Origin of the sequence: Bacillus sp. C30, assembly GCF_040838255.1 — a bacterium.
Taxonomy (GTDB): Bacteria; Bacillota; Bacilli; order Bacillales; family Bacillaceae_G; genus Bacillus_A; species Bacillus_A mycoides.
The window spans coordinates 1-25,598 of the sequence record NZ_JBFPJH010000029.1; the positions used below are offsets into that span (position 1 = coordinate 1).

A 25,598-nucleotide genomic window follows, 5' to 3' on the forward strand; every position below is an offset into this window, starting at 1 on the left:
ATATATAATAAATAACCAATAGTAACCTAACAGAAAAAGCAACTCTCTAAACCCTTGATATGACTGAATTTCAGGTCAATTTAAAATGGGTTACCAAACTATTTTTCTTCTCATTTTCGGTTACTAAATCATTAACCCTCTTCTGTATATATTTGTAATTTTCTTTTTGTAAACCAACACCGTGCAAAAACACTTTATTCTTAGCTCCACGTTTTTTAATAATATTTTTGTTCTCTAACAATCTATAAAATGTTCGATTTCTTAAAATAATCTCCCCTTCCTCATTACACCAACGAGAATATTCGTTATACAGCTCTTTCGCCTCCATCTTCGCCTGTGGATGCAAAAAACACTTATCTAATAAAAACGGTTCCATAATATCCATTTCTTCTTTGTAATGGCTTGTCGCATCTTGAATAGCCTTCGGCTCCCCTAAACCCTCTCTTTGCCATTTTAAACATCCTTCAATTGCCCAATTTAATATGCCTGACATCTCTATTGACAACTTTTCAGGAAGCTTACGATCTACTTGGTCTTTGGGTATGGTCACAGTAAACGGAATCATCCGAACCCTACGCCATATCCCTTCATCCATTCCCTTAATAATCGGTTTATGATTCGTTGTAAAAAATACTTTGAACGCTGGTGTAAATTCAAAAAATTCTTGGCGAAGAAAACGTGCACTAATTGGTTCTCCGCCCGTAATTTGTTTGACTAACGCTTCTGATAATTGTTGCCCCTCTTCACTCTCAACAGCTGATACAAATCGCGCGCCTGCTAAACGTGCGATATCATTATTAACTCCCGAATCATGTTTCTTTTTAATAAACGTATCGCTATTTGTTTGTTTTGCGTAATCACCTAGTACATTTTTTATGGTATTAATAAACGTCGATTTCCCATTTCGACCACCGCCATACAAAAAGAACATGACTTGCTCTGATATATCACTTGTTAAGGAATAACCAATTGCCTTTTGCAGAAAACGGATTAATTCGTAATCTGTATTTCCTTCCGCATCTTTGAAAATACTTTCCAAAAACGCCTTCCAGTTCGGAAAATCTTCGCCTTTTTTGTATTCGATATTCACTATTTTAGTAAGCATTAAGTCACGATCATGTAGTGATAATTCACCTGTTTTTAAATCAATCACACCGTTTTCTACATTTAATAAATATTGGTGAGTATCGAAATCTTCTCGTTGAGCAGGTACAAGCGGAATCATATCCTTGATACTATTCATGCGAATTGCACGTTTTTCGCATTGTCTTCCCCATTTAACTTCACGCTCATCTTCACTTTTTAGTAACTTCCTAAGAGTTTTTGAAGTGATACGTTCGACCTTCCTACTTCTATCTTCTTTCCAACGCTTTCCGTCCCATGTGTACCAACCAGAGCCATTTACAAAACGAATAACGTGTCCATATTCTGCTACAATTCGTTCCGCATTTCCCATTTCAGTGAGCATGAATTTTCGATCTGTTGGTCTTGCTTCGTCTTCATTGTCTTCACCATTGTGAAGATCAAAAGAAAATTCTTCGAATTGCTGTTTGTTATCTAAGATAGTTGTGGAGGTAGATGAAATAGCTTTTCCTATTGTTCTTTCACCATATGTTTCGTTTGTATCGCTAAAATGGATAACGTCCCATTTATCACGCATTAAGCTAGTTTCACGGAACATTGAATCCATTCGAGTTGCTGATTTCCCTGTCCAAAATGCTAAATGATTACATAAAGCAAGGTCACTTGCTGAATGGTCCTCATTAACTAAGCTGCCATTGTATAATGAACGAATTTCATCACCATTCTTACTGCGAAACATTCTGTCCCATAAAGCATCGTTTGAAATTTTGATTTCATCTTTTTCAAATTCCGCTAAATTCACACGACCTTGAATGTCACTATCATCAAAATACTGTTCGAATACTTCAGCCAGTTCATCAGTACGATCATATACATCATTAGAATTTTCACGATTTCCAGTGAAGGTAAAGAATCGACCGTATGAGTAAATTTCTAAACCATGTTTTGTATTTTTACGTCCAGTACCTAACACTGATTGTGGAAGGCTACCCTTGATGATGATGTGGATGCCTTTCATAGATGGAGAGAATTCTGTATAGCTGTCTAACGTATCGATAATTTCAGTTGAGAAGGCATTTGTTTTTCCGTCCACAACACACTTATCAATATCAATTCCTATGTAGTTATCCTGTCTGCTAAATACAAAGCCTATACCGTCATAGTCACCCTCTAAATAGAATTTGACTGCCGTTGCAAATGTTGACCAAGTACGCCTGTTATTTGCCTGTGCCATCTCACCAGTTACTTGGCATGGAACTTTTGTCTGCTTACCATTTCGTGTTTCAAACTTCCACAAGATCCATTGAGGAAGGTCCTTTAATTCGGCAGGAATTTCATTAAAATTGTATGGATTCTCTTTCATTTCGCCCTCCGATTAGCCTTTTAGGGTATAAAAAAGAGAAGTCGGTTAAAACCAACCTCTCTATTTAGTTTTTAATTTGCCTTCAAAAATACTTCATAACCTTTTATTTCAGAATGTCCTTTTTTTACTTCCCTTGAGAGATAACCTTTTGTATGACCAAGGAATAGACTCGCTTTAGAAAGACTTCTAAACAAAAGTGGTTCACTTGTATTTTTATTAACCAATATCACTTTTTGATTACAAGTCATTAAATCATTATCAAAAGCATGGTTGTTATTTTCTGTATGATCACACCACTCAATATTAGAAACATCGTTATTCAATCGACTTCCATCTATATGATTGATGTAATCTTTACCTTCAGGTTTTGGAATGAAAGTTAGAGCAACTAGTCTATGGACTAACCACGTCTTTTCTTTTTTATTCTTCCATAAGATGACTCTACATGAGTTATCCTTAGAAACTTTTTGCTTTAAAACTCTTCCTTTCCAAATTCTTGTGCCATGACGTACTGAATGTGTTTTCTTTCCATCCACCGAGCGAATTTCACCTGTCGTACTCGCTTGATATATCCCTTCATAACTAGGTATATCTTTCCATTCCATCAATATCACCTCGTTAATTTAACTTAGAACGGGAGCGAATCATCACCCACAACGACTGGAGCACCTGAAGTGACTGGATTTACATCCGATACATCATAATATTTTGCTTTTGCAGCAGTACGTTTTTGTTTTTGACCATCAACTTCTTTTTCGTATTCTTCATGTTTTACAGTAATTTTTAAATTCTTATTAATAAGTTGTCTTGCCATATCGTCTGCTGACGTGAAAACATGATTATTTCCAAATCCACATGCTTTTAATAATGAGTTAACGATTCTTACTGAAACCTCATGTTCGAACATAAACATGTTATAAAGTATTTTTGCCCCTTGGTGATTTTGCGGTACATCACTGCGAATCTCAAAATCTACTGTTAATTTATCTTTACCGTTTTGCGTTTTACCTGCTACAGCATTTGTAACGACTGCTTCATATTTACCTTCTGCAACTAATTCAAAACCTGTATTTACGTTTGTTTCATCAAATTTAAAGAATGACATTATTTATTTCCCCCTTGTTTTTCTGGTACATAACCAATTTTAAAAATATCTTCATGAGCACAAGCCTTACGATTATCCAGTTGATTCTTTGCAAAGATGTAAGGCGAAGGCTCTAGAATAAACCCATAATTTTTTGTTTCTTCGTTGATAAATGATTTTGCAACCACTTGGCATAGTCCCATAAAGTTGTTTAAAATCTTGATTCGAATATCAGGATAAGCACGATTAACAGATTGACCACTAGGCAATTCCCATTTGTCAGTGATTTCCCATGCTGTAAACACAACACGCTTTCCTAACGTTTGGATAAATCGAACACTATCTATTATGAAAAAATCAATTTGTTGATAATTTGCTTGTGAAGGAACACGATTGTTATTACCTTCTCTACCTAAGTTTGCAAGCATAGATCTAGTTAATTCTGAAATATTATCGAAAAAAATCGCATCGTATTTTGATAAGTCAGCTGTGGATAAATCTTTCATGAGTGTATTCCAATTCGTCCAAGCTTCATAAGTATCAAATTGAACAATATCAATGTTCGGATTACCTGATAATGGAGCTTGTGTTTTGTCGATTGGAATATAAAGTGTCTTACCTTCTAAATAATTTGCTGTAGATGTTTTACGCATTCCAGGATTACCATAAATCAAATACGTTGAGTTATCTGTTGTAACGTTAGAAGCATTTATGATTTCCAATTGATTCACCCTTTCGCCATGCTTTTTAGAACAAAAATAGAAACTTCGAGGTCTTGAATTTTTCTTTCAGTGTCTTGAATATTTTTTTCAACGATTGGTTTCTTTTCTATTAACCTTTCTAGATCCCGTTGATAATCACCCAATCTTCTTCGCTCCACAGATAACGACTTTTCTAGTTCTTCAATTCCAGCGTTCAATTTACTCACCAGCTACTTTCTTTGTGAAATGAGTCTCTACATATTGTTTGATGCAATCTGTTTCATCGTGTATGTAATCACCATCCATATCTCGGTACTCTTCACCAAAATAGATTTCCTTACCACAGCTTTGACAATAATCCATAACGTTATTTAATGAGGATTCCTGATGGTTCCCGATCACCATTGAATTTTCGACCATTTGGTATCCCTCCAATTTTCTCTTCCATTCTTTCTTGAGTGTAAAGAGAGAAATAGATTACACTGTCACTGATAAACGACACTTCATAAGGAAAATCCTTGGATTCACGTTTCAGTATTAACGGTTTAACCTTAGATTCATCTAGCAACGATTCTAGAACTTCATTACTAAGGTGGACCTCTTTTCCACGAACACTGAGAATGCCATGTTCATTTCGTGCTTCTCGAATAGCTTGTACAGCTTTAACAACTTCTTTCATGCTCATTGATATGTACCCTCCTTTACTTAAAATCAATTCATGCTATAATGACTGTGAATTTTGTTTTTCTAAATCACCTGTTGGCGCAGGTGGTTTTTTATTTTAAACTCTGCTAATCCCTTTCTAACATGTTTATAATTAGGATTAACTTTGAAAAAAGCATCATTTTTCATTTGAGTAAGCGTTGGTCTGCAAATACCAAGCTTTTTGGCAATATCACCATCAGTGAATCCCAATAATTTTTGTATTAGAATAAATTTTTCTTTCCTGTTTAACACTTCCAGTGTTTTATTAAACTCAATCGAGTTGATAACTTCTTCTTCCACATTTACTGAAGATACTGCAAAAAAATCATTCTCCACTTCTTCATCATGATGTAAGTCAATAGAGAGAATCTTGAAGGCATCTCGTTGTGCTCGCTTTACATGTGTGCCCATCTTTATCAAACTACCTTTTACTTGTATTTCATCACTCATCCGCCATTTCATATGCCTAACAGCATATTCATTAAAAGTTTCTTCTTTTTTCTGATCATATTTCAGACACAATTCCCATAAAGTGATACGGCCGACTTGTATTAAATCATCTAATTCCATGTTGTTAATTTCAGCAACTCTCGCCGCATGTAGATAACTTCCAAAATGTTGCTTTATTGCGGCAAACACCAGATGTTGTTTTTCTTCAAACAAATCATTTACCAACAGTCTTAATTCCCCTTTCTTTTTTATTGAGCTTGAAAGCATTCAACATTTTGTTGCTCAATCAAGTATGATTTCAAGTTATGCTCAAGTACGATTTTTTCACCGAACTTGTAATAAACATCATCCGTTTTAACTTCTTCCCCAAACACATCTTCAACTGGATGATTGTCTTGTTTTTCAGCACTATCTTCCACAAATATTGCATCAACATTGCAATTACTTAAATGAAGTAGATGTTTGTTTAACCCTGTTGTGTTCCATTCAATTTTTGCTAATGCACCAAAACCATTTTTAAATGTTTTAAATTCATTAGCTGTAAAACTTGCTGTAGCACCTGATTTAAAAACCAATGTTACTTCTTTCAATTCACTCATCTCCCTACATTTCTTCAAAATTCATTTGTAAGTTTATAAAATCAATTTCTTCACTTAACACGATGGGTAATTCGTATGCTTTAATAATTTTCAACGCGAATGCTAAGTGACACCGTTTGATTGCCTTGTGACCACTTACTCCAAATTCACGGTATAGCTGGTTATACATATCACGATACACTTTCCCCCTTAATCCACGATCTCGATACGCATTCGCATGTTTACCACCCAACAGAGTCACACCATTTCGTTTCACAACACGAGAAATCTCTTCACACTCAACCGTAAATAACGGCACGTTTTCCCGCAAATCCTTCACATCATTCTTAATGTACTGGATTTCTTGCCCCTGTCCCTCTAAGGCCTCGAATGTAAGTTTTAGAATACTCATTGGGTCTGTAGAGATTTGTTGTTTCTGAATGCGCTCTTCCATCTCGTGGAATCTCTCTATGTATGTAACTGAAAATAAAATCCCTTTCTGACCCGTCATTTTATGAGCAATCAGTTCGCAACCTTTTTTCGTGACTTGATAACAAGGTTGTATTTTATTTTGGGCATTCACATATGTACTTTCCATAAAAAATTGATGACTATCCAATTTTGGATTTTCCTCTAGCACTTCTTTATACCCTGCAATATCACGCATTAAATGAAAGTGTTTCTTTCCTACCATTTCAGCCACTTCTGGACTTGATAAAGTTAATTGATCCGTTACTATTGTTAATTCTTCCATATTCTCACCCCTTCATTATTTACAATTCATTTCACGCAACTGCTGTTTTACTTCTAATTCAATCACAAACATAAGTGCGAATTGCTGACGTATTTCAGCACATTCTTTTCTTACTTCAGATGTTTTCATTAATTTGCTTGCGGATAATACAATATTCATGTCTCTTCACCTCCTCTCACTAAAATCCACCATTTTTTTACAGATATTTACCGCATTTTTCGACATCTTTAACAAAAATATAACCTTTTATTTATACATTATGATGAAGTCATATCACCCTTTTCAGCTAAATTTCTTGATCCTTCTTATAATTCATCATAAAATTCATTAAGAAATTCTTTCATTTCTTTTGCTTTAAATAACCACCGATTATTTTTCTGTTTTGCCAATGCTTGCACACGTGGATCACAGACTACGTACTCCATTAACCAATCATAACTTCGGCTTGTTTCATATTGGAGTCTTTTCATATCCCACCAAGTACCAATCCCCATGTCCACCATGCTCTCATTTACTTGGCGAGCAACTTCTTTTTGTACATAACTATCATCAATGATGACTTGCACCGTTGCTGTCATTATGAAGCCTCCTTTATTTCTAAAATTTTCATGATTTTTTCTCTTACTTTCTTTCCTTTCCTCTTCCCTAAAAGAATATCGGATAGATAAGGGTTTGAAATATCTAACATTTTCGCCAAATCCTTTTGTTTCATATCATTAATGAGTAACCATGTTTTAACTCTTTTTCCGAACACATTGTCCATGCTCTCACCACCTCTATTTTTTTAGCTAATTTTTTACCTTTCCATTGACATGATCTATCCCAAAGGTTAGAATTAAGACATAGCTAAATAAACCTACAAGGTTAGCCTTTTGCGTTGGGGAACGTGGTATAACGGCTTTATTTAGTAGTGTTTCGAAAGCTAAATAAGTAGCTCATGAACATATGATACTATCCTGAAAGTTAGGAGTCAACATTTTAATTTAACTTTTAGGATAGAAATTGTTCTGACTTTAAGATAGGTGGAAACAAATGACTCTATTCGAAAAGGTTAAAGAATTAGCTTCTAATCAAGGACTATCAATGGCTGAGTTAGAAAGAAGATTAGGTTTTAGTCCTAATACTTTGTATAAGTTAAAAACACAGAAGCCATCAATTGATAGAATAGAAACTATAGCTCAATACTTTCATGTTTCAACTGACTACCTGTTAGGAAGAACTGAAAAGAAATACTGGGAACTTACTGAAAAAGATGAAAAAGATATCCAAAAGAAATTAGAAGAATTAATAGAAGATATGAGTAAAGCCGATGCTCTTGCATTCTCTAAAGACTCTGAGCCGATGTCAGAAGAGACAAAACGCCTGCTGATAATTTCCCTAGAAAACTCTCTGCGATTAGGAAAAGAAATGGCTAAAAAGAAATTCACACCTAAAAAATATAGAAACGAAGAGTGACTGGAGTGGATCTAATTGGTTTCAAAGCAGCAAATTAATTCAAAAATAGACGAACTAGTTAAACGATACAACACCAGAGATCCGTTCCTTATCGCTGAAGAAAAAGGTATTGTTGTCATTACAGAAGACTTGGGAGATATTTTTGGATACTACCACAAAGTATCTCGTCTCCCTTTCATACATATTAATGAGCGACTTTCATATCAAAACCAAATTTTTACTTGTTTTCACGAATTAGGTCATGCCATCTTTCACCCAAACGAAAATACGCCTAAACTATCTTTGGTATCTCTTTGTTCTGAAATTCGTATAGAAGCTGAAGCAAATTATTTTGCAACCAGATTTCTTATTGATGAAAGTCATCATGATTACTACATACAAACCAAACAAGAATTATTACAGCATTACGGAATACCTAAACAAATGGAAAGATTCATTTGAAACTCACTATATATTTTTACACCGTAACAGGACGAACATTCTTTTAAAAAATAGAATGGAGTGATTAAAGTGGCTAGTTTTAGAAAACGTAACGATAAATGGGAATATCGGATTAGATATAAAGAAATGGGGAAATACAAAGAAACCTCCAAAGGTGGATTTAAAACAAAAAAAGAAGCTCAATTAGCTGCTGCTAAAGTAGAAGAAAAATTAGTGAATGGGGGCAATATACAGGACGGTAAAATAACTTTCAATGAATACCTTTACGAATGGTTAAATGTCTTCAAGAAAGGAAATGTAGCCCCAAGAACTTACATGGTCTATGAAAAAAACATTAGGCTTCACATCTTACCTGAGTTCGGAGAATTAAAGTTAAAAGATTTAACAAGAATCAAATATCAAAAATTTATAAATAACCTACTAGAAAAGTACAGTAAAAAAACGGTAGAAACAATTAATGTCACAATGCACCATGCGTTAGATACAGCTGTTAATGAACTTGGAATTTTAGAAAAAAACCCTACTACCAAAATTAAATTAAGAACAACTCGTGTTACCTCAAAAGATGATGATATAAAATGCTACGATATAGATGAACTCCATCAATTCTTAACTTACATCCTTAATGAGAAAGGAGGTTTTAAATACTATTCTTTATTCATGTTTCTATCTCGCACAGGTCTCCGTATCGGTGAATGCTTAGCTCTTCAATGGGAAGATATTAATTTTGAAGAACAAAAGCTATTCATTAACAAAACCTTAATCTCTACCAAAAGAAATGAAAACATTTTATTCGGCCCACCTAAAAATAGAAGCAGCAAACGAAATATCTCTTTAGATCCTTCTACAATATCTCATTTAAGAAAAATGAAAATAGAGCAAAATAAAAACACTTTAAAGAACTGTAAATACTATAAAGAGTATAATTTTGTATTTACACATGAAGATAATTCTTGTATGCTACACCCATCAACCCTAAAGTTCTTACAGCAGGCTTGTAAGAAAGGAAACTTTAAATACATTACCTTACATGGATTTAGACATACACATGCCGTTCACTTATTACAAAGTGGGGCAAACCTTAAATATGTTTCAGAACGTTTAGGGCATTCCTCTATAGACATGACTGCAAATGTTTATCTTCACATAACAAAATCTATAGAAGAAACTGCCGTAAACCAATATGACGAGTTTTTAAAATCTCGTGGGCAAATTGTGGGCAAGTAACTTTAAAGATACGCTAAAGTCACTTGTCACGATAGGTTTCAAACTTAGGTTTATAGAACGAACGATTATCAAGTGCAAAGACACGCTCAGTGTATTCGCCTGGTTTTGTGCGTCCTAATGCGCGGTCCATCATGTTCATTTTTGCATCTAAGTTATCGATGTAGTGCAGAATTTCTGCTTCTTTCACTAATGGTGGTTTTGGGCTACCCCATTCTGCTTTTCCATGATGGGAAAGGACGATGTGCTGAAGGATTAATACTTCTTCTGCATCGATTTGCAGTTCATCTGCTGCTTTACCAATTTCGTTCACCATGATAGAGATGTGGCCTAGTAAATTTCCTTCTAACGTATACGTTGTAGAAATTGGGCCAGATAGTTCGAATACTTTACCAAGGTCGTGTAAAATAACGCCCGCATATAGTAAGTCTTTATCTAACGATGGGTATAGAGCTGATATAGCTTTCGCTAAATCTAACATTGATACAACATGATAAGCTAGTCCAGATACGAACTCGTGATGGTTCTTTGTCGCTGCTGGATATTCTAAAAATTCGTTTTGATGCTTATTTAACAAATGTCTTGTTAGACGCTGTATGTTCGGGTTTCTCATTTCAAATATGTATTGCGTAATTTTCTCAACCATATCTTCTTTTTTTATTGGAGCTTTTTCTACAAAGTCTGAGATGTCTGTTACTTCATTCTCATTCGCAACACGAATTTGTTTCACACGTAATTGAATACGTCCTTTATAGTTTAGAATATCTCCAGCTACTTTAACGATTGTTTCCGCTACATATTGTTTCTCAACTTCTGGCGATACGTCCCATAGCTTTGCTTCAATATCTCCACTTGGATCTTGTAAGATTACTGTTAAAAACGGCTTGCCATTGCTTGCGAGACCTTTTGTCGCTGTTTTAATTAACAAGAAAACATCGACTTGTTCACCAACTTCATATTCTACAATTTTCTTTTTCATTCGAATTCCTCCACCAAATCAGTTACTTTTAGTATAGCATACTACAACTCGTTTTCTTTACGCTTATGTGTTAATTTTATAATCTCATTTTCTGTAAAATACGTTAATAAATGCGCATGGCACGTAAAGAAGATAACTTGTCTATCTTTCGCAATTTCCTTTATAAGTTCAATCGTTCGATTCGTCCTTACCGCGTCAAAATGTACGAAGCTATCATCAATAATAAATGGATAATCATGCTCAAACGTTTTCGCTAGCGCGAATCGCAATGATAAATATAACTGCTCCGCTGTCGCTTGGCTTAGTTCATGACTGTAAAAACGCATACCATCGTTACGTTCGACAATGAAAGGTTCCGCTTCTGACGGTGAGAATATTTTACTATATCTCCCGCCTGTTAAATACACGAAATACTCTTCGGATTTTTGTAAAATACGCGGCAAATGCACTTCATGATAATATTGCTTCGTTTTCGTTAATACTGTCTTTGCGGCCGCATATGCAGCCCACTTCTTCACTTGTTCACGCACTTGCGCTTTTTTCATTTCCCACTCATGTAGTAAATCACCATACGTACTGCCTTCTTCTAAATTCGCAATTTCTATTCGATGCTTCGCAATACGCTCTGTCAGTTCTTTCTCTTGCGCCAGACAGCTTTGCGCGGCTGTGATTTCTTGCTTTAATTTTTCATCATAACCGTCAGCCTCATAATGCTCAGCTAATGACAAACTCGTTAAGCGCTGTTCTAACAAATCAATTTGAGGTAATAAACGCCCCACTTGCTTATCCGCGTCTTCACGTTTCTCTGCCAATTTTCCTGCTTCTAAAAACATCTCTTCATCTGTAGATTCTGCGATATGCCATAACCCATCTCGCTCTACTAGTAGTTGTTTTAATTGCTCTTGCATGAACTCATATTCTTCTTGCCATTCCGCCAGCTTCTCTTTCAGCTGCTTACAAGTTTGGCGCTTCTCTTTTTCATTTTGCATACGACTTTGCGCCTCATGCAAATTACTATACTCTTTACTACCGATAACAGTTTCTAGTTTATGCTCAAAGTGCGAAATCATTTCATACAATGAAGATTTCCGCTTACTTTGCTTCTCTAAATCACGATATAATTGCTGCATTTTTTCAATACGCTCAAACGCTGGCAACATGTGCGCATATGTAAAAAATTCAGGGAACATATAGCGCGTTTTATACGCATCTACTTGTTCTCCTATTTGGAAAGTTTCTCTCTCCCATTCTTCATAAGATGAAACGACTTTATCATAAGCACGTTCCATTTGTTGTAATTTATAAGACTCTCGCTCAAATAACTTTCGAATCTCTTCATCCTTTTCTAACTGATAACGAACGGACATCGCCTCTTCACTTTGACGCCCGCCAGCACTTTGCTGAAGAGTAAGAAGCTCTTCTTGTAATCCACCCGAAGGATCTTTATATAAAACGAGTGCTAAAACAATCCCTACAAAAACAATCACACTAATAAATAACAGCACGCGGTTATCTATAAATAGACTCGTGAATAAAACAAGCGTGTTAATAAGAAGTAAAAGAAGACAAATTCTTTGCCACTGTTTTTTCTTTTGCATAGCCGCCCCTGTTTTTTCCTCATACTTACGCTTCATTCTCTCTGCGCCCATACCGATAAACGCCGCATCTTGAAATGATTTTTCTTTCTCAACTAACGTATTTCGTTCTTCATCAGCTAACATTTGCTGACTTATTTGTCTTATATTTTCTTCTTGCTCTTCTAATTGCTCCTGAGCCGTTTTGAAACGTTCATCAAGCTGCGTTTTTTGCGTTTCTAACTCTCTCGCTTTTTGCACCGTTTGTGTAATTAATTCTTTCGTCGCTAAACTTATATCAAATGAAAGAACAGTCTCTTGTTCAAAAGTAGCGCCAATTTGTTGCTGTAATTCTGCGATTTCTTCTTTTATATTCGCAATACTTCCCGTCATATCACGCATTTCTTGGCGTGCATTTTCATAAGACATATGCTGCATACGAAGTTCTTCTACATAACTTTCTTTTTGTAAAAATGCTTCATCTATTTCTGTGGAATCAATTTCTGATTGCACTGTTTCTATCTTTTTTTGAAGTGAATCTACTTGTACTTGGAGCGGTTCTATCTTTGCCTTTACCGCCTCATAGCGCGCCATTCCGTTTACAGGAAACTGCCCGTTCTCGCTTTTCAACACTTTCTCGTGCGCACTCTTTTCAATAACGAGAGGCTCAAGCGCCGCTAATATTTCATAGTCTTGCTTTCGTCTTTCGGCTGACTCTTTTTCCGCACGAACAGAAGCAAGTTTCTCTTCACTTTCTTTTAACTGCTCGACCTGTTTTTCATACGTGCCAATTTTCCCTTGCCACTCTTTCATCTTTTCCTCAATTTTCTTCATCTCTTGCAGTGACACGTTAATTTCAGGATTACGACCACTCGGCTTAAAACGCTGATTCATTTCTTTTTCTAATTTTTTATCTAACTGCAATAACGCATCACTCCCGACTGCGCTGGCCGAAAATAAATAATTGCCGATATCCGCTTCGCCGAGCTGATGAATATTTTGAAGACCATGCATATCAAATGAAAAAACAGAATCAAATAAGCTTTCATTCACACCGCTTAATATATCGTTTAAAATAGCTTCGCTGCCAGTTTTCCCGTCCTCAAAATAAACGGTCACCTCACCAACTGCCGTCTTTGGCAATCTTTCAATTTTCAAACGGCCGTACTTCTCTGTTCGAACAGTCATCGCTCCGCCGTACTTTCCGCCTTCTTTCGGTTCATAACGGCGTTGTCCTCTCGTTGGAAAACCGAATAAAATACTTTTCATAAACGAGCGAATTGTCGATTTCCCCGCTTCATTTTCACCGTACAGAACCGTCAGCATTGACAGATCCATTTCCACATTTTCTAGTTTTCCATAGCCATAAATATGGAGTTTTTCAATTCTCATTTTTTATCCCTCTCTTGCTGGAATAATTGCTCTAAAATAATATTTTCCGCTTCCTTTTGAATCTCTTTCTTCTCTTCTTCCGTAAAAGCTTCAATACTATTACGTGCTACAGGAGATGTCCAAATCGTGGGCAATACTCCATCCATATTTGTGAAAGCTTCTAACTCTTTCAGCACACTACCGACGAAATGATTTTCTTCTTTCAAACGTTCAATTTCCGCAAAAGAAACCGTCTCATTTTTCCACTTCATCGCATACACAAAGTCTTTTCGCTCTTCGCCAGCTGCTAAAATATGAAAAATCTCTTCCACGCGCTTGTCTTCACGCAAATAAGGAGAAAGTGGCCCCTGTCCTGTAAATACGACAGTTAAAAGCGTGCCTTCCTCTTCTCTTCTGCATTCATTCATCGCAGTTGATGCGCTCGTCATAAGATCATCAACAGTTTCAAGTCCATCGATACTAACTTCAATCTCATCCCACACAACATCCGCCGTATGGAAAAACGAACAATGCGATCCTTGTTTCGTGAGTTCAATAAGATATGCACCTTTCTCGCCGGTCTCCTTACGATGACGCCCTTGTATATTACCTGGATAAATAATGTATGGCTCTTCTGATAAAATTTCACGTTTATGTATATGGCCAAGAGCCCAATAATCAAACTGCTTTTCCTTCAGCTCACGAATTTGAAACGGTGCATAACGATTATGTTCTGCATCCCCTTCCACACTTCCGTGAAGCATTCCAATATGAAAAGGCGCATCACTCATTTTCGTATACTGCACTGTCATATTATCCGTTACCGCCTGCTGCAAATAACTAAATCCGTAAATAGAAGCTACAAGCTCACCATTTTTATAAAATGATTTCTCTTCTACATAAGGCTCAGTAAACACATGAACATTTTCCGGAAACTCAATTGCTGCCCAGCTTCCCCCTAAATGATCGTGGTTACCGTGAATAATAAAAACGGGAATATCGTACTGCGAAAGTCTCTTCATTTGCTCACGCACAAACACTTGCGCTCTCAAACTTCTCGTCTCCGCATCATACAAATCCCCGGCTAGTAATACGAAATCAACGCGCTCTTGAATCGCTTTATCAACAATACGCTCGAACGATTCAAACGTACTCTGCTTCATTCTCTCCCAAACAGACTGCGCAACATTCATCTCCATCCCTTTAAACGGACTATCCAAATGTAAATCAGCCGCATGTATAAACTTCACTTGTTTCACAAATAACGATCCTTTCTATAGTTCAAAAGTTTCATCTTATCCGCATGAACACAAACAATAAATGCTCAATTGGCGAAAACTAGTAATAAGCAGGAAATAAAAAATCCCCCACTGATTAAAGTTTCACTTTACCCCGTATTAACGGGCAGTAGGCAAAGAAGCCAATCTGAAAGTAAACTGCCCATAAATACCCGATTGGTTCAACTAATAACTAGTGGGGATGAAAAGACTCCCCACTAGTTAAAGTTTCACTTTATTGTAACACGCAATGTCATATATTTCTTTGCATATTCTAGTGATTTATGCCAAAATAGTTATAAGATTCTGATTTTTATTATTGGAGGGAATTTTCATGGGAGTATACGTTCTAACAGTCTTTGAAAAAGATGGTTCAAAAGCATTAGACGAATCATTCGAGGCAGCAACTGAAAAAGAAGCGAAAGCAAAAGGTGAATCTATTTTACAAGAAAAAGGATTGCATGAAAAAACACATCGCTGCACATCTTCTGCAGGTAAGCTCGTTTTATTCCAGCGCTAAAAAAAGAAGCGTCATCCGCTTCTTTTTCACTCTACTATATCTTCGTCACACCACGTAAACACCACATCTAGAATGCGATTACCGATACGTACGCGTTTATTCCATTTACCTGTTTGGATCTGATGTTGCAATTCCGCTTTCATCTTTTCCGTCCAGTCGTGAATCGTGTCACTACGGTCGTACGGATATACGCCTGGAAACTCTTCCTGCAGAAGATGCAAGCTCTCTGCATCAAAATGAAAATGGAAGAAGTAGTTTGCTGTAAGCGATGGTTCTTGCAATCGTAAAAAATGATCATCAACTTGCTTTCTATTTCTATAGAAAGTAAAGATATTCACTTTACCGCTCGTAATTTGGTCAATTTGAATTTCGTGCTTCTCTATAATCACGTCTTGCCCACCTCGTTATATACTACCCTTAGTATATATGTCTTTTGCAACAAAGTTAACCATTTTCGCGCGAAATTCATTTCCTTCATTATATTACCCGTACCTCCAAGTACAATCAGGACAAATAAACAAAGTTGAAGGGGAGCGATCACATGTATTTCGGAAGCAAAGGTTGGTATGTAAAAGAACTTAAAAAATTAGGGATTCGTACTTACGAAGGTAAAAAACTAGAATCTTATCGTACACATATTTTATCTAGTTTACTTGAGAGAATGAAGAAAGCTTCGGCTTAATAGATGTAGGAAGCGACTACGGTTGCTTCCTTTTTATTTACTAAATAAAAAGGAAATCATCATACCTTAACTTTTTAACTTTACCGTTATACTTCCTTGATAGAAACCGCCCATTATCAACTGAATCTCTAGTACCAAATACTCTTCCAGATAATCATTTGTATATATTTTAAATTCTCCACACTTATTAACCCGTCCGCTTCCAACATACATATCACTACTTGTTATGACAATTGTTGAATGAGGTTCTGCACGGCCCAATATACGATTATTACTATAGTCCAAAGCATCCACATTTATTTTTTGATGAATATTATTAACTGAATCTCTACATTTATTTTCACACAAATTAACATTGCTTTCTTCTGCCCTCGAAAGTGCTCGATTCCCGCTAGTCTTTTCTGAAGAGAAAGCAACATTCCCCAGCCAACTAAACCTATCAAATATAGTAATAGGTAGAAACATCTACGTTAACGCCCCCATTCTTCCAATACTTCCTTCTCATTTTTTATCAACTACAGTCTTTTAATGAGCCTACAGCAATACGTTTTATGTTGGGATAAAAGAAAACAGCTTTGATTTTCCATTCAATTTCGCACTGTTAATTTGTACAGAACACATAGAATACTGGTTTTCACCCCAGATGTAATGACAACACTACACAAAAGAAACCACGGTCCATTAAATGTAAATCCACCTTCAAATATATTAATAATAATTATGTTACCAATTATTAAGAGAATCCATGAAATGAAATACTGTTTTCCATTTGTAATATATAAAATTTCATCCTCATAACAGACTGTAATTCCCCCACCTTGCCAAACACCAATAGCGAAAGAAATAAGCGTAACTGCCAGTAACTCTGCTTGTAAATCCCTAGTCATTGGTTGCGGCGCCATATAAGTAATAATCCCTATCATCATGAGAAAAGTTATAATATCTATCCAGTTTAATTTTCTTTGTTTGCTTTGCAGCCAAATAAAGAAAATTAATACAGGAATTAAAAGCAAAGTTTCCATTTAATTATTCTTCTTCCTTTCCTACATTAGAAACGTCTATAATTGTAATGCAATTAGATTGTTCTTAAATCTCTCATACTTTCTGAAGCATAACATGAGAAAGAAATAAAAAAATCGTACAAAAGGGCAAGCCTATAATGTACGATTGGGCATATATAATGTTTTAAAAATGAATTAACTTCCTTTCAATAGATACAGCTACTGCTTCTGACCGTGAATTAACACCTAATTTATTGTATATATTTGTTAAATATGCTTTTACCGTTCGCTCAGCTATTCCCATATCAAATACAATTTCTTTATTCTTATATCCGCGCGCAATAGCTTTCAGCACAAACAATTCTTTAACCGTTAAGTTATTTTTTGCAACCTTATCAGCATGTACTTCTTTCCTTTTATACTTCACTATCTTTTCCATAATATTTGGTTGTAGTAAAATCTCACCTCGAATAGCCGCTTCCAATGTTCGAAACAAATTCTCACGATCCGTATCTTTTAGCAAATATCCTTTTGCCCCTAACTCAATTCCCTTTAACATTAATTCATCTTCGTTATAAGTAGTTAATATAATAATCGGCGTATGATTTTGTTTTTTATTTAAAGCCTCAATTGTTTCTAAGCCACTCATTTTAGGCATATTTAAATCCATTAAAATGACATCAGGTTTCTTTTTTTCTATGAAAGAAAGAGCTTCTTCTCCGTTTGCAGCCTCACCTATAATTTGAAATGAATCACTCGTTTCTATTATTAATTTCAGACCCTCTCTCACAACGAAATGATCGTCTACAATTAATACGTTATGCTTCATGGCTATCTCCTTCTTTATTTATAGGCACTTGAATATACACTTTCGTACCCTTCATCTTTTCACTCAATATATGTATTTCTCCCTTAATCAATCGAACACGCTCATTTAAGCCAATTAAACCATAATGTCCAGGATTCTTACCGATATATCCAGTGTCAAAACCAATTCCATTATCTTCAACTTCAATAGTAAGCTTTTCAAGGTCATCGATATATTCAACTTTTAAATTTACATCTGTTGCCTGTGAATGTTTTGCGATATTCGTTAAACATTCACTAATTACATATAAACAGTGCTCCTTTACTAAGCTTGAAATATGCGGGGGGCTTTGAATAGTAAATCTCACATGTATAGAAGTAGCCTCAGAAAAACGTTGAACCTCTTCCTCTACTGCTTCATTAAATGAATTGGTAGTATGACGCAAATCATCAATAACCAACCTTGCATCATGTAAAGTTTGTCTCGCTCTTACCATAGTTTGTTTCATAATCTCTTGAGATCGTCCTGTATTCCCTTTTTGCATATGGGCATCTATTGCTTCCAATTGCATAATTAAGCTTGCTAAACCTTGCGCTAACGTATCATGTAAATCTCTTGCCATACGCTGCCTTTCATTAGCTAATGTCAATTCTTCCACTCTCATATATGCAGACTCTAACTCTTGAATATAGCTCTGTATACGATTACGTGCATCAAATTGCTGCTTATTAATATAAGAAAAAGGAATAATAATTGCTAATACTAAAAGGAACATAGAAATAAGAATAGCTACTTTATTCACACCATAATTGATACTGATTGCAGTACAAAATATGGCATACATGAGAGTAAAAACTGCCATTACTTTAAATATATTGTTATAAACATATAGACTTTGGGCAATTAAAATAGGGGTTAATCCAACAAAAATAGCTATTGAACCATTTGGTACAATAAATGCAGCGAGAAACACAATGAAGAGTTGTACAAAAAAGAAGTACAATAATTGCCTATTCTTTAATGAACTCGCATACCAATGAAAAATAGTATGAATAACAATGACTATTGTAAAGAAGAAACTATCCATAGAGAAAATATTATTACGAAATTCTAAAAGCATTGAAGCTATATATACGAGGGTAATCCATAAAACAATAAACCTTCTTGGAATAAATACCGCTTCCAATACATTTGTATCCAAATCTATATTTGAATTTATTTTTTTCATATCCGACCTCCACCATTACATTATACTATACAAGATGCGACTTATATTTTGATAGGTTACTGATTCCTCTTTATCCTCATTACCGAATACAAATATGAAATATTGCATATCGAAATGCATTGATGTATTTGTAAACGCTTACTATAATGATGATATAAAGATTCATTACATCTTACTATTAAAAAAAGGAGGCAATCATATGGAAATCGCAATGGCAGTTTTAAAATTCGTAGGTGGAGTAATTCCATTGGTTCAAGAACTTTTAAAAGCATTCATGTAAGGTTATCATTCAGCAATTATCTATAAGAATTATCATGCAAATGATCTGTATATCAAAACAAATTGATACACAGATCATTTGTGTGAGTAAACTTTAAACGAGAGCTATGTATCCTAACAGAACAATAATGATACATCTATCTCAAGTCGGAAAAAGGCGCTCACAAGGGCGTCTTTTTATTATATTACTATGTATTCAGGAAATCGATTTTACAATCCATACAATGCTACATAATTCATGTATCTTTTTGAAATTTGCACAATAAAAATCCCCTCAAAGCATAAACTCCAAGGGTCGAGCCTATTTTTCATTAAATTTTTTAAACACAGCAATACCGTTTTCTACGATTTTATCAAATGTATAAACGAAGACTGTCTGTTCCTCTTTATTTAGTGCTAATGAAATAATCATTTAAACTGAAAATGCTATAATTAACCCAATCAAACTAAGGGGGAACGTTTATCTTGCACGGAAAATACATTCAATTTCATGAGTTTGGTAACCCAAAAGATGTATTACAAGTTGAATATAAAAATATAGAACCATTAAAAGATAATGAAGTTGTAGTTCGTATGTTAGTTAGACCGATTAATCCGTCTGACTTAATTCCCGTAACCGGAGCGTATGCACATAGAATCCCTTTACCTAACATCCCTGGTTATGAAGGGGTTGGTATTGTAGAAGATGTAGGCACGGGCGTTACTAGAGATCTTATCGGCAAACGTGTTTTGCCATTACGCGGAGAAGGTACTTGGCAAGAGTTCGTTACAACATCAGCTGATTTTGTAGTCCCTATCCCTGATTCCATTGATGATTTTACAGCGGCACAAATGTATATTAATCCCCTTACCGCGTGGGTCACATGCACAGAAACTCTAAACTTAAAACGGGATGACGTTTTATTAGTGAATGCTTGTGGATCCGCTATTGGTCATCTATTTGCTCAGTTATCAAAAAATTTAAACTTCCGATTAATTGCAGTTACTAGAAACAATAAGCATACTGAGGAATTACTTCAGCTCGGTGCTGAATATGTAATAGACACTTCCACTACCCCGCTGTATGAAACAGTTATGGAGTTAACAAACGGGCTTGGTGCAGATGCAGCGATTGATTCTATCGGGGGACCGGATGGAAATGAATTAGCTTTCTCCTTACGTCCAAATGGGTGCTTTTTAACTATCGGCCTTCTATCAGGTATACAAGTAAACTGGTCAGAGATTGTCACGAAAGCAAAAGTGCACGCGAATATATTTCATTTACGACATTGGAATAAAGAAGTATCACCATATAAATGGCAAGAAACGTTTCGTCACTTAATTCGCTTAGTAGAAAATAAGCAATTACATTTTATGACTGTACATTCTACGTATGACTTAGCGGATGTGAAAAGTGCGGTTGATATTGTGCAGTCTGCTGAGAAAACGAAGGGGAAAGTGTTTTTGACGAGTGATTAAATACAATTGAAGAAGTCTTTTTGATCGGCCTTTTAAATAGATTAGATAATACATTTAGGAGTACATAATTGTAAATATCTGGTATAATTCTATTAAAAGGCGAAAGGAGATTCTAACATGTGGTTAATTACGGTAATTGCGCCTGTTGTAATAGTCGGAGGAATTGTAGTATTTGTAATTAAAAGAATGGAACATAAATATAACCAAGGCAAATTAGGTAAGAAAAAATCAAAAGGTGCTCAACAATTATTAGATAATTTAATACCTATGGGAATGCTTTTAGGGTGTTTAATCGGTATAATTGTCGACATATTTTTCCCGGGTTATTCGCTGTTTACAGTTGGTTTAGGGGCTGGAATAGGCTATTTATTTGGATTTTTTGCCTATGAAATTTATAGCAAGACAGGAAACGATTTTTCATAATCAAAAACAGACACAATTGTGGAATAAGCGAGGCCAGTACATATGAGTCATATAAAGTGAAACTTTAATCAGCCCGCACCAATCGGGCGTTTACGGGCAGCAGGGCTTCCACCTAACTTCTTTGCTCCAGCCGCATTTTAAGGTGGGAGTCTTACTGCCCACAAATAGCGGGATAAAATATGTACTAGCCTTTCATTTATTCATCAACGTTACCCCCTCCCACTTCAACTACCTAAAAAATAACATTGTCAACAGAACTTAAATTGGTTATCATAAAAGCGAATATAACAGGAGATGAGCAGATGAATATAAACGAAAAGAAATCTTTTTCAAAAGTTTCTCGGCGGAAATTAGTCGATGAAGTGTTGGAACGTCTACAAGAAAAAATCTTTTCTGGCGAGTATGAAGTTGGTGATCGCCTCCCTACAGAGCCGCAATTAATGGAAGAGTTAGGTGTAGGGCGTTCGACGCTGCGAGAAAGCATAAAGATATTAGTACATGCCGGTATCTTAGAAGTTCGACAAGGACAAGGTACTCGTATTGTCTCACTAAATACAACACAAGATTCATTTGAAAAACGATTGCAAGCAGCTAATATTAATCATGTGTATGAAGCAAGAAATATGTTAGATAAAGAAGTAGCGATGTTAGCGGCACATCGCCGAAGCGAAGAGGATCTTTTATACTTAAAAGGACATTTGAATAAAAGAAAAAATGCCCTTCAAGAAGGAAATTATGTAGCATACATAGATGCAGACATTCAGTTTCATCTAGCAGTTGCAAAGGCGAGCAAAAACGAAGTTCTACTTGATTTGTATCAATCTTTCGTACCTGCCCTTCGCCACATTTTAAGCCAATTAATATTAAATACAGTGAACTATGAAGATAACTCTGACATTCATGAAAAATTATTCCAAGCTATTTTAAAACAAAATGCCGAAGAGGCACGAACATTCGCCGTTCAAAATTTGGAGCTGAAATAAGCTCCTTATATATTACACTTAAACATCAGATGATATACTCAATAACATCTGATGTTTAAGAGAGGAGAAAATCAAATTGAAACATCAAGGACGAACTTATTTGTATATACTAGCACTATTTTTTGTTTCCATTAATTTACGTATCGGAATTACATCTATTTCACCTTTATTAGAAACAATCCGACAAGACTTAAATATAAGCAATTTTTCCGTTAGTTTTTTAACAGCTATTCCTGTTTTTTGTATGGGGACATTCGCCTTACTGACTGGGAAGGTCATTAAAAAATATGGGGCAGAAAAAGCAATTATGGCTTGTCTTATTTTAATTGGCTTTGCTACATGTATGAGGGCTTTTACCTTTTCCATTTCCACATTATTCGCGAGCTCTTTATTTATCGGCATTGGAATTGCACTTGCAGGTCCGTTACTATCAGGTTTTATTAAAGAAAAATTCCCTACGAAAATCGGCTTAATGATTGGAATATATTCAGTAGGTATGGGGACTGGCGCTTCTTTAAGTGCAGGATTAACGATTCCTTTACAACATGTATTAAAAGACGATTGGAATATGGCACTCGCTTTTTGGGGTGTACTTACTATTATCGCTATTATATTTTGGTATCCGGTTATGAAACGAAAAAAGAATACGAGTACACAAGATAAAAAGAATAATAGTTTACCTTTAAGAAATAAAAAAGCATGGTTGTTCACAATCTTTTTCGGACTACAATCAGGAATCTTTTATTCTATTACTACTTGGCTTGCGCCAGCAAATCAAAGTATGGGTGTCAGTAGCGAACAAGCTGGTACTCTCATAACTGTATTTACAGTTGTTCAAATGATATGCAGCTTTTTAATTCCAACATTAGCCGATATTTATAAAAACCGAGCACTTTGGTTATTAGGGAGTATATGCTTCGTACTCGTAGGTTTATCACTCATGATATACCCACTAACTACACCATGGACCCCTTCTATTTTACTAGGTATCGGGCTCGGCGGCGTATTCCCACTCGCTCTCATGCTACCGCTATATGAAACAAAAACTTCAGAAGATGCGAGTGCATGGACTGCTATGATGCAGTCAGGAGGATACATTATGGGCGGATTCATTCCTGTCCTAGCTGGAATCACTCGTGACTATTCTGATGGTTATACGCAAGTTTTTATTATAATGACACTTTTTAGCTTAATTTTATTCCTATTAACTTTAGTCATGAACAAAAAGAAAGTAGAAGCGAAAGATCTTATAGCTTAAATAAAAAGAATGGGCTTTTTCCTAAAGGATCATGCTCATTCTTTTTACTTCTACAACTTGAAAACAAAAAAATCCCCTCAAAGCATAAGCTTCGAGGGGTGAGCCTGTTTTTTATTCTATTATATACGTACAGCTGTACCACTTACAGCAACCATTAACATTCCATCACGAACAACTTCATAATCTACGTCAATACCAACGATAGCGTTCGCACCTTTTTGTTTTGCAAGTTCTTTCATTTCATCCATCGCGATATCACGAGCTTCTTTTAGCTTGCTTTCATAAGAACCAGCACGGCCACCGACAACATCACGAACTGAAGCAAATAAATCACGAACAATATTTGCACCCATAATAGCTTCACCATTTACAATATCAATATACTCAATAATTTCTTTACCTTGGATTCCAGACGTTGTTGTTACAATCATGACTGACACGCTCCTAATAACTTATAGTTTTTTGATTAGCTTTCTTATGTCTTTATTATGACATGGAAAAAGTATCTAATCTATTGAATTACCTTACATGAATGTGACAATTTTGTAAGGATGAAATATTATTCTACCTTTTCCTTACAATAACCACCTAAGTTAACAGAATATTGTTATAATTAAATTAGAGGAGGAGATAAAATGAAAAAAATCACTTACATATGTGCTCTAAGTGTTCTATCTTTCACTTTAATAGATTGTACAAGCACTTCTACTACAAATAATACTCCAGCAACTAAGCAAGAAAATACGAAAAATGCCATTCAATTAAACTCTGCAGACATTACCAACATTGAGATGCTTAGAGCAACAAGTAATACTAGTTCCAAATCTCAAACAGATAACGAGGAAATGATACAATCAATCGCTTCAGCAGTCCAAAACGGAACACCGAAAACAATCACACTAGATCAAAAAAAGAAACAATCTGCGCATTCTACTATAACCGTTACATATAAAGATGACTCAAAAGAAGAGTTTCTTGTGTGGGTTGATAATAAGGAACAAATTACGATTGCTAAAGATGAGAAGAAAGATAAAGTAGAAGCTGTGACGGTGAATATTAAAGGCGCTAAGATAATGAAGGATTTTTTTAAAAATGATAAAACATAAAAGGATCCCCATCAACTTAAGGATTCAAATTTAGCAAAAAATTTTGTTCAGAAACACTATAAAATTCCAGCCTAATAGGTCAGTGGCGAGACCGTATATTATTAAACTTAAAATGTTTCAAATCGAAGGAAGACACCTTATAAGGTGTCTTTTCTTTATTTTCAAAAGGACCTGCTCCATTCATAAATGCATAAAGTAAATTGAATCCGTTAAAACACATGAGTGAACCTTTGTCTTCCCCCTCCTATCTAAAGAAGGAACTGTTATGGGCTTTGGTGGTAGTTGTGGCGGCTGTGGCTTCGCTGGAGGATTTGCTTTATTAGTTGTAGTGTTTATTTTATTAATCATCGTTGGAGCTGCTTGCTTCTGCTAAAAAACTATTGAAAAAATCCCCGTGCTAAACAAAAAATAAAATAAGCTGCCCATATGGACAGCTTATTTACATAATTATCGTTATTGGAAGTTATAAGTACAGTTTGTATTATGTTTAGGTAAATCTTAATCTTCATCAAGCATATAAAGTTAATGAAATAAATCAAGTATAATATCAGCTATGTAAGTCTCTAAGAATGCAGCAATGATAATTATAGGTAAAGTTAAAACAACATAAATTTTTATTACTTCTAAAATCTTTTTACTAAGAGATATTCTTTCTTTATCCTTTTTGAATAAATTTTTTAATTTGATTCTAATACATTTATTTAATTCAAAAAGAATGGCCGCAAATAAACAAAAAGCGAAAATTTCAAAAAGGTAATGAGGGATAGAAGAAATTATTATCCCAAAACCTTTTTGAAAATCAGCTTGTAATCC

The 25,598-nt window shown here is 35.2% G+C and carries 35 protein-coding genes; 12 read left to right on the forward strand and 23 right to left on the reverse strand.

The features are described from left to right. Positions 1 to 70: 70 nt before the first annotated feature. The 13 genes from AB3X49_RS05710 to AB3X49_RS05770 all read right to left on the reverse strand — a co-directional run bounded on the left by AB3X49_RS05710 (position 71) and on the right by AB3X49_RS05770 (position 7,481). The gene (locus tag AB3X49_RS05710; protein WP_367960910.1) at positions 71 to 2,446 is read right to left on the reverse strand and encodes a phage/plasmid primase, P4 family; all 2,376 of its coding nucleotides are present in this window, start codon (positions 2,444 to 2,446) and stop codon (positions 71 to 73) included. 71 nt (positions 2,447 to 2,517) lie between these two features. Continuing rightward, positions 2,518 to 3,051: an NUMOD4 domain-containing protein gene (locus AB3X49_RS05715; RefSeq protein ID WP_367960912.1), complete on the reverse strand. Its 534-nt coding sequence runs from the start codon at positions 3,049 to 3,051 to the stop codon at positions 2,518 to 2,520. 23 nt (positions 3,052 to 3,074) lie between these two features. After that, on the reverse strand, positions 3,075 to 3,551 hold the full coding sequence (locus tag AB3X49_RS05720) for a DUF669 domain-containing protein (protein WP_367960915.1): 477 nt from the start codon (positions 3,549 to 3,551) through the stop codon (positions 3,075 to 3,077). Further along, positions 3,551 to 4,252, reverse strand: coding sequence for an AAA family ATPase (locus AB3X49_RS05725; RefSeq protein WP_367960917.1), 702 nt, complete (start codon positions 4,250 to 4,252; stop codon positions 3,551 to 3,553). Before AB3X49_RS05725 ends, AB3X49_RS05720 begins: the two co-directional genes overlap by 1 nt. Positions 4,253 to 4,257: 5 nt before the next feature. Then, complete coding sequence (locus tag AB3X49_RS05730) at positions 4,258 to 4,449, reverse strand: hypothetical protein (protein WP_367960963.1); 192 nt, start codon at positions 4,447 to 4,449, stop codon at positions 4,258 to 4,260. Between the two features lies 1 nt (position 4,450). Continuing rightward, positions 4,451 to 4,651, reverse strand: coding sequence for a hypothetical protein (locus tag AB3X49_RS05735; RefSeq protein WP_367960919.1), 201 nt, complete (start codon positions 4,649 to 4,651; stop codon positions 4,451 to 4,453). Further along, complete coding sequence (locus tag AB3X49_RS05740; RefSeq protein WP_367960921.1) at positions 4,599 to 4,916, reverse strand: hypothetical protein; 318 nt, start codon at positions 4,914 to 4,916, stop codon at positions 4,599 to 4,601. Before AB3X49_RS05740 ends, AB3X49_RS05735 begins: the two co-directional genes overlap by 53 nt. Before the next feature lie 62 nt (positions 4,917 to 4,978). Continuing rightward, a complete protein-coding gene (locus AB3X49_RS05745) occupies positions 4,979 to 5,611 on the reverse strand; it encodes a sigma-70 family RNA polymerase sigma factor (RefSeq protein ID WP_367960923.1) in 633 nt (210 codons plus the stop codon). Between the two features lie 23 nt (positions 5,612 to 5,634). Next, positions 5,635 to 5,976 (reverse strand): YqaI family protein, encoded by a 342-nt coding sequence (locus AB3X49_RS05750; protein ID WP_367960925.1) that lies wholly within the window; start codon positions 5,974 to 5,976, stop codon positions 5,635 to 5,637. A 13-nt stretch (positions 5,977 to 5,989) separates the two neighbouring features. Beyond that, a complete protein-coding gene (locus AB3X49_RS05755) occupies positions 5,990 to 6,718 on the reverse strand; it encodes a Rha family transcriptional regulator (protein WP_367960927.1) in 729 nt (242 codons plus the stop codon). 15 nt (positions 6,719 to 6,733) lie between these two features. Continuing rightward, positions 6,734 to 6,877, reverse strand: coding sequence for a hypothetical protein (locus tag AB3X49_RS05760; protein WP_367960929.1), 144 nt, complete (start codon positions 6,875 to 6,877; stop codon positions 6,734 to 6,736). Positions 6,878 to 7,023: 146 nt separating this feature from the next. Further along, on the reverse strand, positions 7,024 to 7,296 hold the full coding sequence (locus AB3X49_RS05765; protein WP_367960931.1) for a DUF771 domain-containing protein: 273 nt from the start codon (positions 7,294 to 7,296) through the stop codon (positions 7,024 to 7,026). Further along, positions 7,296 to 7,481 carry a helix-turn-helix domain-containing protein gene (locus AB3X49_RS05770; RefSeq protein ID WP_367960933.1) on the reverse strand — a complete coding sequence of 62 codons (186 nt, stop codon included), beginning with the start codon at positions 7,479 to 7,481 and terminating at the stop codon, positions 7,296 to 7,298. The genes AB3X49_RS05765 and AB3X49_RS05770 overlap by 1 nt, the downstream gene beginning before the upstream one ends. 269 nt (positions 7,482 to 7,750) lie before the next feature. On the opposite strand from AB3X49_RS05770, the gene AB3X49_RS05775 reads away from it, so the two are divergent. From AB3X49_RS05775 to AB3X49_RS05785, 3 genes are all read left to right on the forward strand, one after another. Further along, the gene (locus tag AB3X49_RS05775; RefSeq protein WP_367960936.1) at positions 7,751 to 8,173 is read left to right on the forward strand and encodes a helix-turn-helix domain-containing protein; all 423 of its coding nucleotides are present in this window, start codon (positions 7,751 to 7,753) and stop codon (positions 8,171 to 8,173) included. A 15-nt stretch (positions 8,174 to 8,188) separates the two neighbouring features. After that, the gene (locus AB3X49_RS05780; protein ID WP_367960938.1) at positions 8,189 to 8,614 is read left to right on the forward strand and encodes an ImmA/IrrE family metallo-endopeptidase; all 426 of its coding nucleotides are present in this window, start codon (positions 8,189 to 8,191) and stop codon (positions 8,612 to 8,614) included. A 69-nt stretch (positions 8,615 to 8,683) separates the two neighbouring features. Next, positions 8,684 to 9,841, forward strand: coding sequence for a site-specific integrase (locus AB3X49_RS05785; protein ID WP_367960940.1), 1,158 nt, complete (start codon positions 8,684 to 8,686; stop codon positions 9,839 to 9,841). A gap of 19 nt (positions 9,842 to 9,860) precedes the next feature. Here AB3X49_RS05785 and yhaM read toward each other — a convergent pair whose 3' ends face one another. From yhaM to AB3X49_RS05800, 3 genes are read right to left on the reverse strand one after another with little or no spacing between them, the layout of a single operon-like run. Then, entirely contained in the window at positions 9,861 to 10,817 is a 957-nt protein-coding gene (yhaM, locus tag AB3X49_RS05790) for a 3'-5' exoribonuclease YhaM (protein ID WP_016101661.1), read from the reverse strand. A gap of 41 nt (positions 10,818 to 10,858) precedes the next feature. Beyond that, a complete protein-coding gene (locus AB3X49_RS05795) occupies positions 10,859 to 13,783 on the reverse strand; it encodes an ATP-binding protein (RefSeq protein WP_367960942.1) in 2,925 nt (974 codons plus the stop codon). Continuing rightward, on the reverse strand, positions 13,780 to 15,021 hold the full coding sequence (locus AB3X49_RS05800) for a metallophosphoesterase family protein (RefSeq protein ID WP_367960944.1): 1,242 nt from the start codon (positions 15,019 to 15,021) through the stop codon (positions 13,780 to 13,782). Before AB3X49_RS05800 ends, AB3X49_RS05795 begins: the two co-directional genes overlap by 4 nt. A 352-nt stretch (positions 15,022 to 15,373) precedes the next feature. On the opposite strand from AB3X49_RS05800, the gene AB3X49_RS05805 reads away from it, so the two are divergent. Next, positions 15,374 to 15,559, forward strand: a complete 186-nt coding sequence (locus AB3X49_RS05805) for a YhzD family protein (protein ID WP_000539550.1) — start codon at positions 15,374 to 15,376, stop codon at positions 15,557 to 15,559. A gap of 26 nt (positions 15,560 to 15,585) precedes the next feature. Here the strand turns inward: AB3X49_RS05805 and AB3X49_RS05810 are convergent, their stop codons facing one another. Continuing rightward, a complete protein-coding gene (locus AB3X49_RS05810; protein WP_002064091.1) occupies positions 15,586 to 15,948 on the reverse strand; it encodes a hypothetical protein in 363 nt (120 codons plus the stop codon). A gap of 152 nt (positions 15,949 to 16,100) precedes the next feature. Between AB3X49_RS05810 and AB3X49_RS05815 the strand changes: the two genes are divergently transcribed. Next, the gene (locus AB3X49_RS05815; protein WP_000273535.1) at positions 16,101 to 16,241 is read left to right on the forward strand and encodes a YflJ family protein; all 141 of its coding nucleotides are present in this window, start codon (positions 16,101 to 16,103) and stop codon (positions 16,239 to 16,241) included. A gap of 66 nt (positions 16,242 to 16,307) precedes the next feature. Here the strand turns inward: AB3X49_RS05815 and AB3X49_RS05820 are convergent, their stop codons facing one another. The 4 genes from AB3X49_RS05820 to AB3X49_RS05835 form a co-directional block, all read right to left on the reverse strand. Beyond that, a complete protein-coding gene (locus AB3X49_RS05820; protein WP_367960946.1) occupies positions 16,308 to 16,706 on the reverse strand; it encodes a hypothetical protein in 399 nt (132 codons plus the stop codon). 122 nt (positions 16,707 to 16,828) lie between these two features. Further along, positions 16,829 to 17,263, reverse strand: coding sequence for a hypothetical protein (locus tag AB3X49_RS05825; protein WP_113936624.1), 435 nt, complete (start codon positions 17,261 to 17,263; stop codon positions 16,829 to 16,831). Positions 17,264 to 17,426: 163 nt separating this feature from the next. Then, the gene (locus tag AB3X49_RS05830; protein ID WP_367960948.1) at positions 17,427 to 18,071 is read right to left on the reverse strand and encodes a response regulator; all 645 of its coding nucleotides are present in this window, start codon (positions 18,069 to 18,071) and stop codon (positions 17,427 to 17,429) included. Beyond that, positions 18,061 to 19,278 carry a sensor histidine kinase gene (locus AB3X49_RS05835; RefSeq protein WP_016093160.1) on the reverse strand — a complete coding sequence of 406 codons (1,218 nt, stop codon included), beginning with the start codon at positions 19,276 to 19,278 and terminating at the stop codon, positions 18,061 to 18,063. The genes AB3X49_RS05830 and AB3X49_RS05835 overlap by 11 nt, the downstream gene beginning before the upstream one ends. A 94-nt stretch (positions 19,279 to 19,372) precedes the next feature. On the opposite strand from AB3X49_RS05835, the gene AB3X49_RS05840 reads away from it, so the two are divergent. From AB3X49_RS05840 to AB3X49_RS05860, 5 genes are all read left to right on the forward strand, one after another. After that, a complete protein-coding gene (locus AB3X49_RS05840) occupies positions 19,373 to 19,558 on the forward strand; it encodes a hypothetical protein (protein WP_308212201.1) in 186 nt (61 codons plus the stop codon). A 464-nt stretch (positions 19,559 to 20,022) separates the two neighbouring features. After that, on the forward strand, positions 20,023 to 21,015 hold the full coding sequence (locus tag AB3X49_RS05845) for a zinc-dependent alcohol dehydrogenase family protein (protein ID WP_367960951.1): 993 nt from the start codon (positions 20,023 to 20,025) through the stop codon (positions 21,013 to 21,015). A 117-nt stretch (positions 21,016 to 21,132) separates the two neighbouring features. Continuing rightward, the gene (locus tag AB3X49_RS05850) at positions 21,133 to 21,438 is read left to right on the forward strand and encodes a hypothetical protein (protein ID WP_367960953.1); all 306 of its coding nucleotides are present in this window, start codon (positions 21,133 to 21,135) and stop codon (positions 21,436 to 21,438) included. 302 nt (positions 21,439 to 21,740) lie between these two features. Then, a complete protein-coding gene (locus AB3X49_RS05855; protein WP_367960955.1) occupies positions 21,741 to 22,421 on the forward strand; it encodes a FadR/GntR family transcriptional regulator in 681 nt (226 codons plus the stop codon). Between the two features lie 70 nt (positions 22,422 to 22,491). Continuing rightward, positions 22,492 to 23,679, forward strand: coding sequence for an MFS transporter (locus tag AB3X49_RS05860; RefSeq protein WP_367960965.1), 1,188 nt, complete (start codon positions 22,492 to 22,494; stop codon positions 23,677 to 23,679). Between the two features lie 119 nt (positions 23,680 to 23,798). Here the strand turns inward: AB3X49_RS05860 and AB3X49_RS05865 are convergent, their stop codons facing one another. Next, on the reverse strand, positions 23,799 to 24,110 hold the full coding sequence (locus AB3X49_RS05865; protein WP_000637510.1) for a YbjQ family protein: 312 nt from the start codon (positions 24,108 to 24,110) through the stop codon (positions 23,799 to 23,801). Positions 24,111 to 24,314: 204 nt separating this feature from the next. Here AB3X49_RS05865 and AB3X49_RS05870 point away from each other — a divergent pair, with 204 nt between their 5' ends. Both AB3X49_RS05870 and AB3X49_RS05875 read left to right on the forward strand, forming a co-directional pair. Next, entirely contained in the window at positions 24,315 to 24,785 is a 471-nt protein-coding gene (locus AB3X49_RS05870; RefSeq protein ID WP_367960958.1) for a hypothetical protein, read from the forward strand. Between the two features lie 265 nt (positions 24,786 to 25,050). Further along, the gene (locus AB3X49_RS05875; RefSeq protein WP_367960959.1) at positions 25,051 to 25,158 is read left to right on the forward strand and encodes a YjcZ family sporulation protein; all 108 of its coding nucleotides are present in this window, start codon (positions 25,051 to 25,053) and stop codon (positions 25,156 to 25,158) included. A 149-nt stretch (positions 25,159 to 25,307) separates the two neighbouring features. Here AB3X49_RS05875 and AB3X49_RS05880 read toward each other — a convergent pair. Further along, positions 25,308 to 25,598 (reverse strand): stage II sporulation protein M (locus tag AB3X49_RS05880; protein WP_367960961.1); only part of this gene is annotated, 291 nt, incomplete at its 5' end.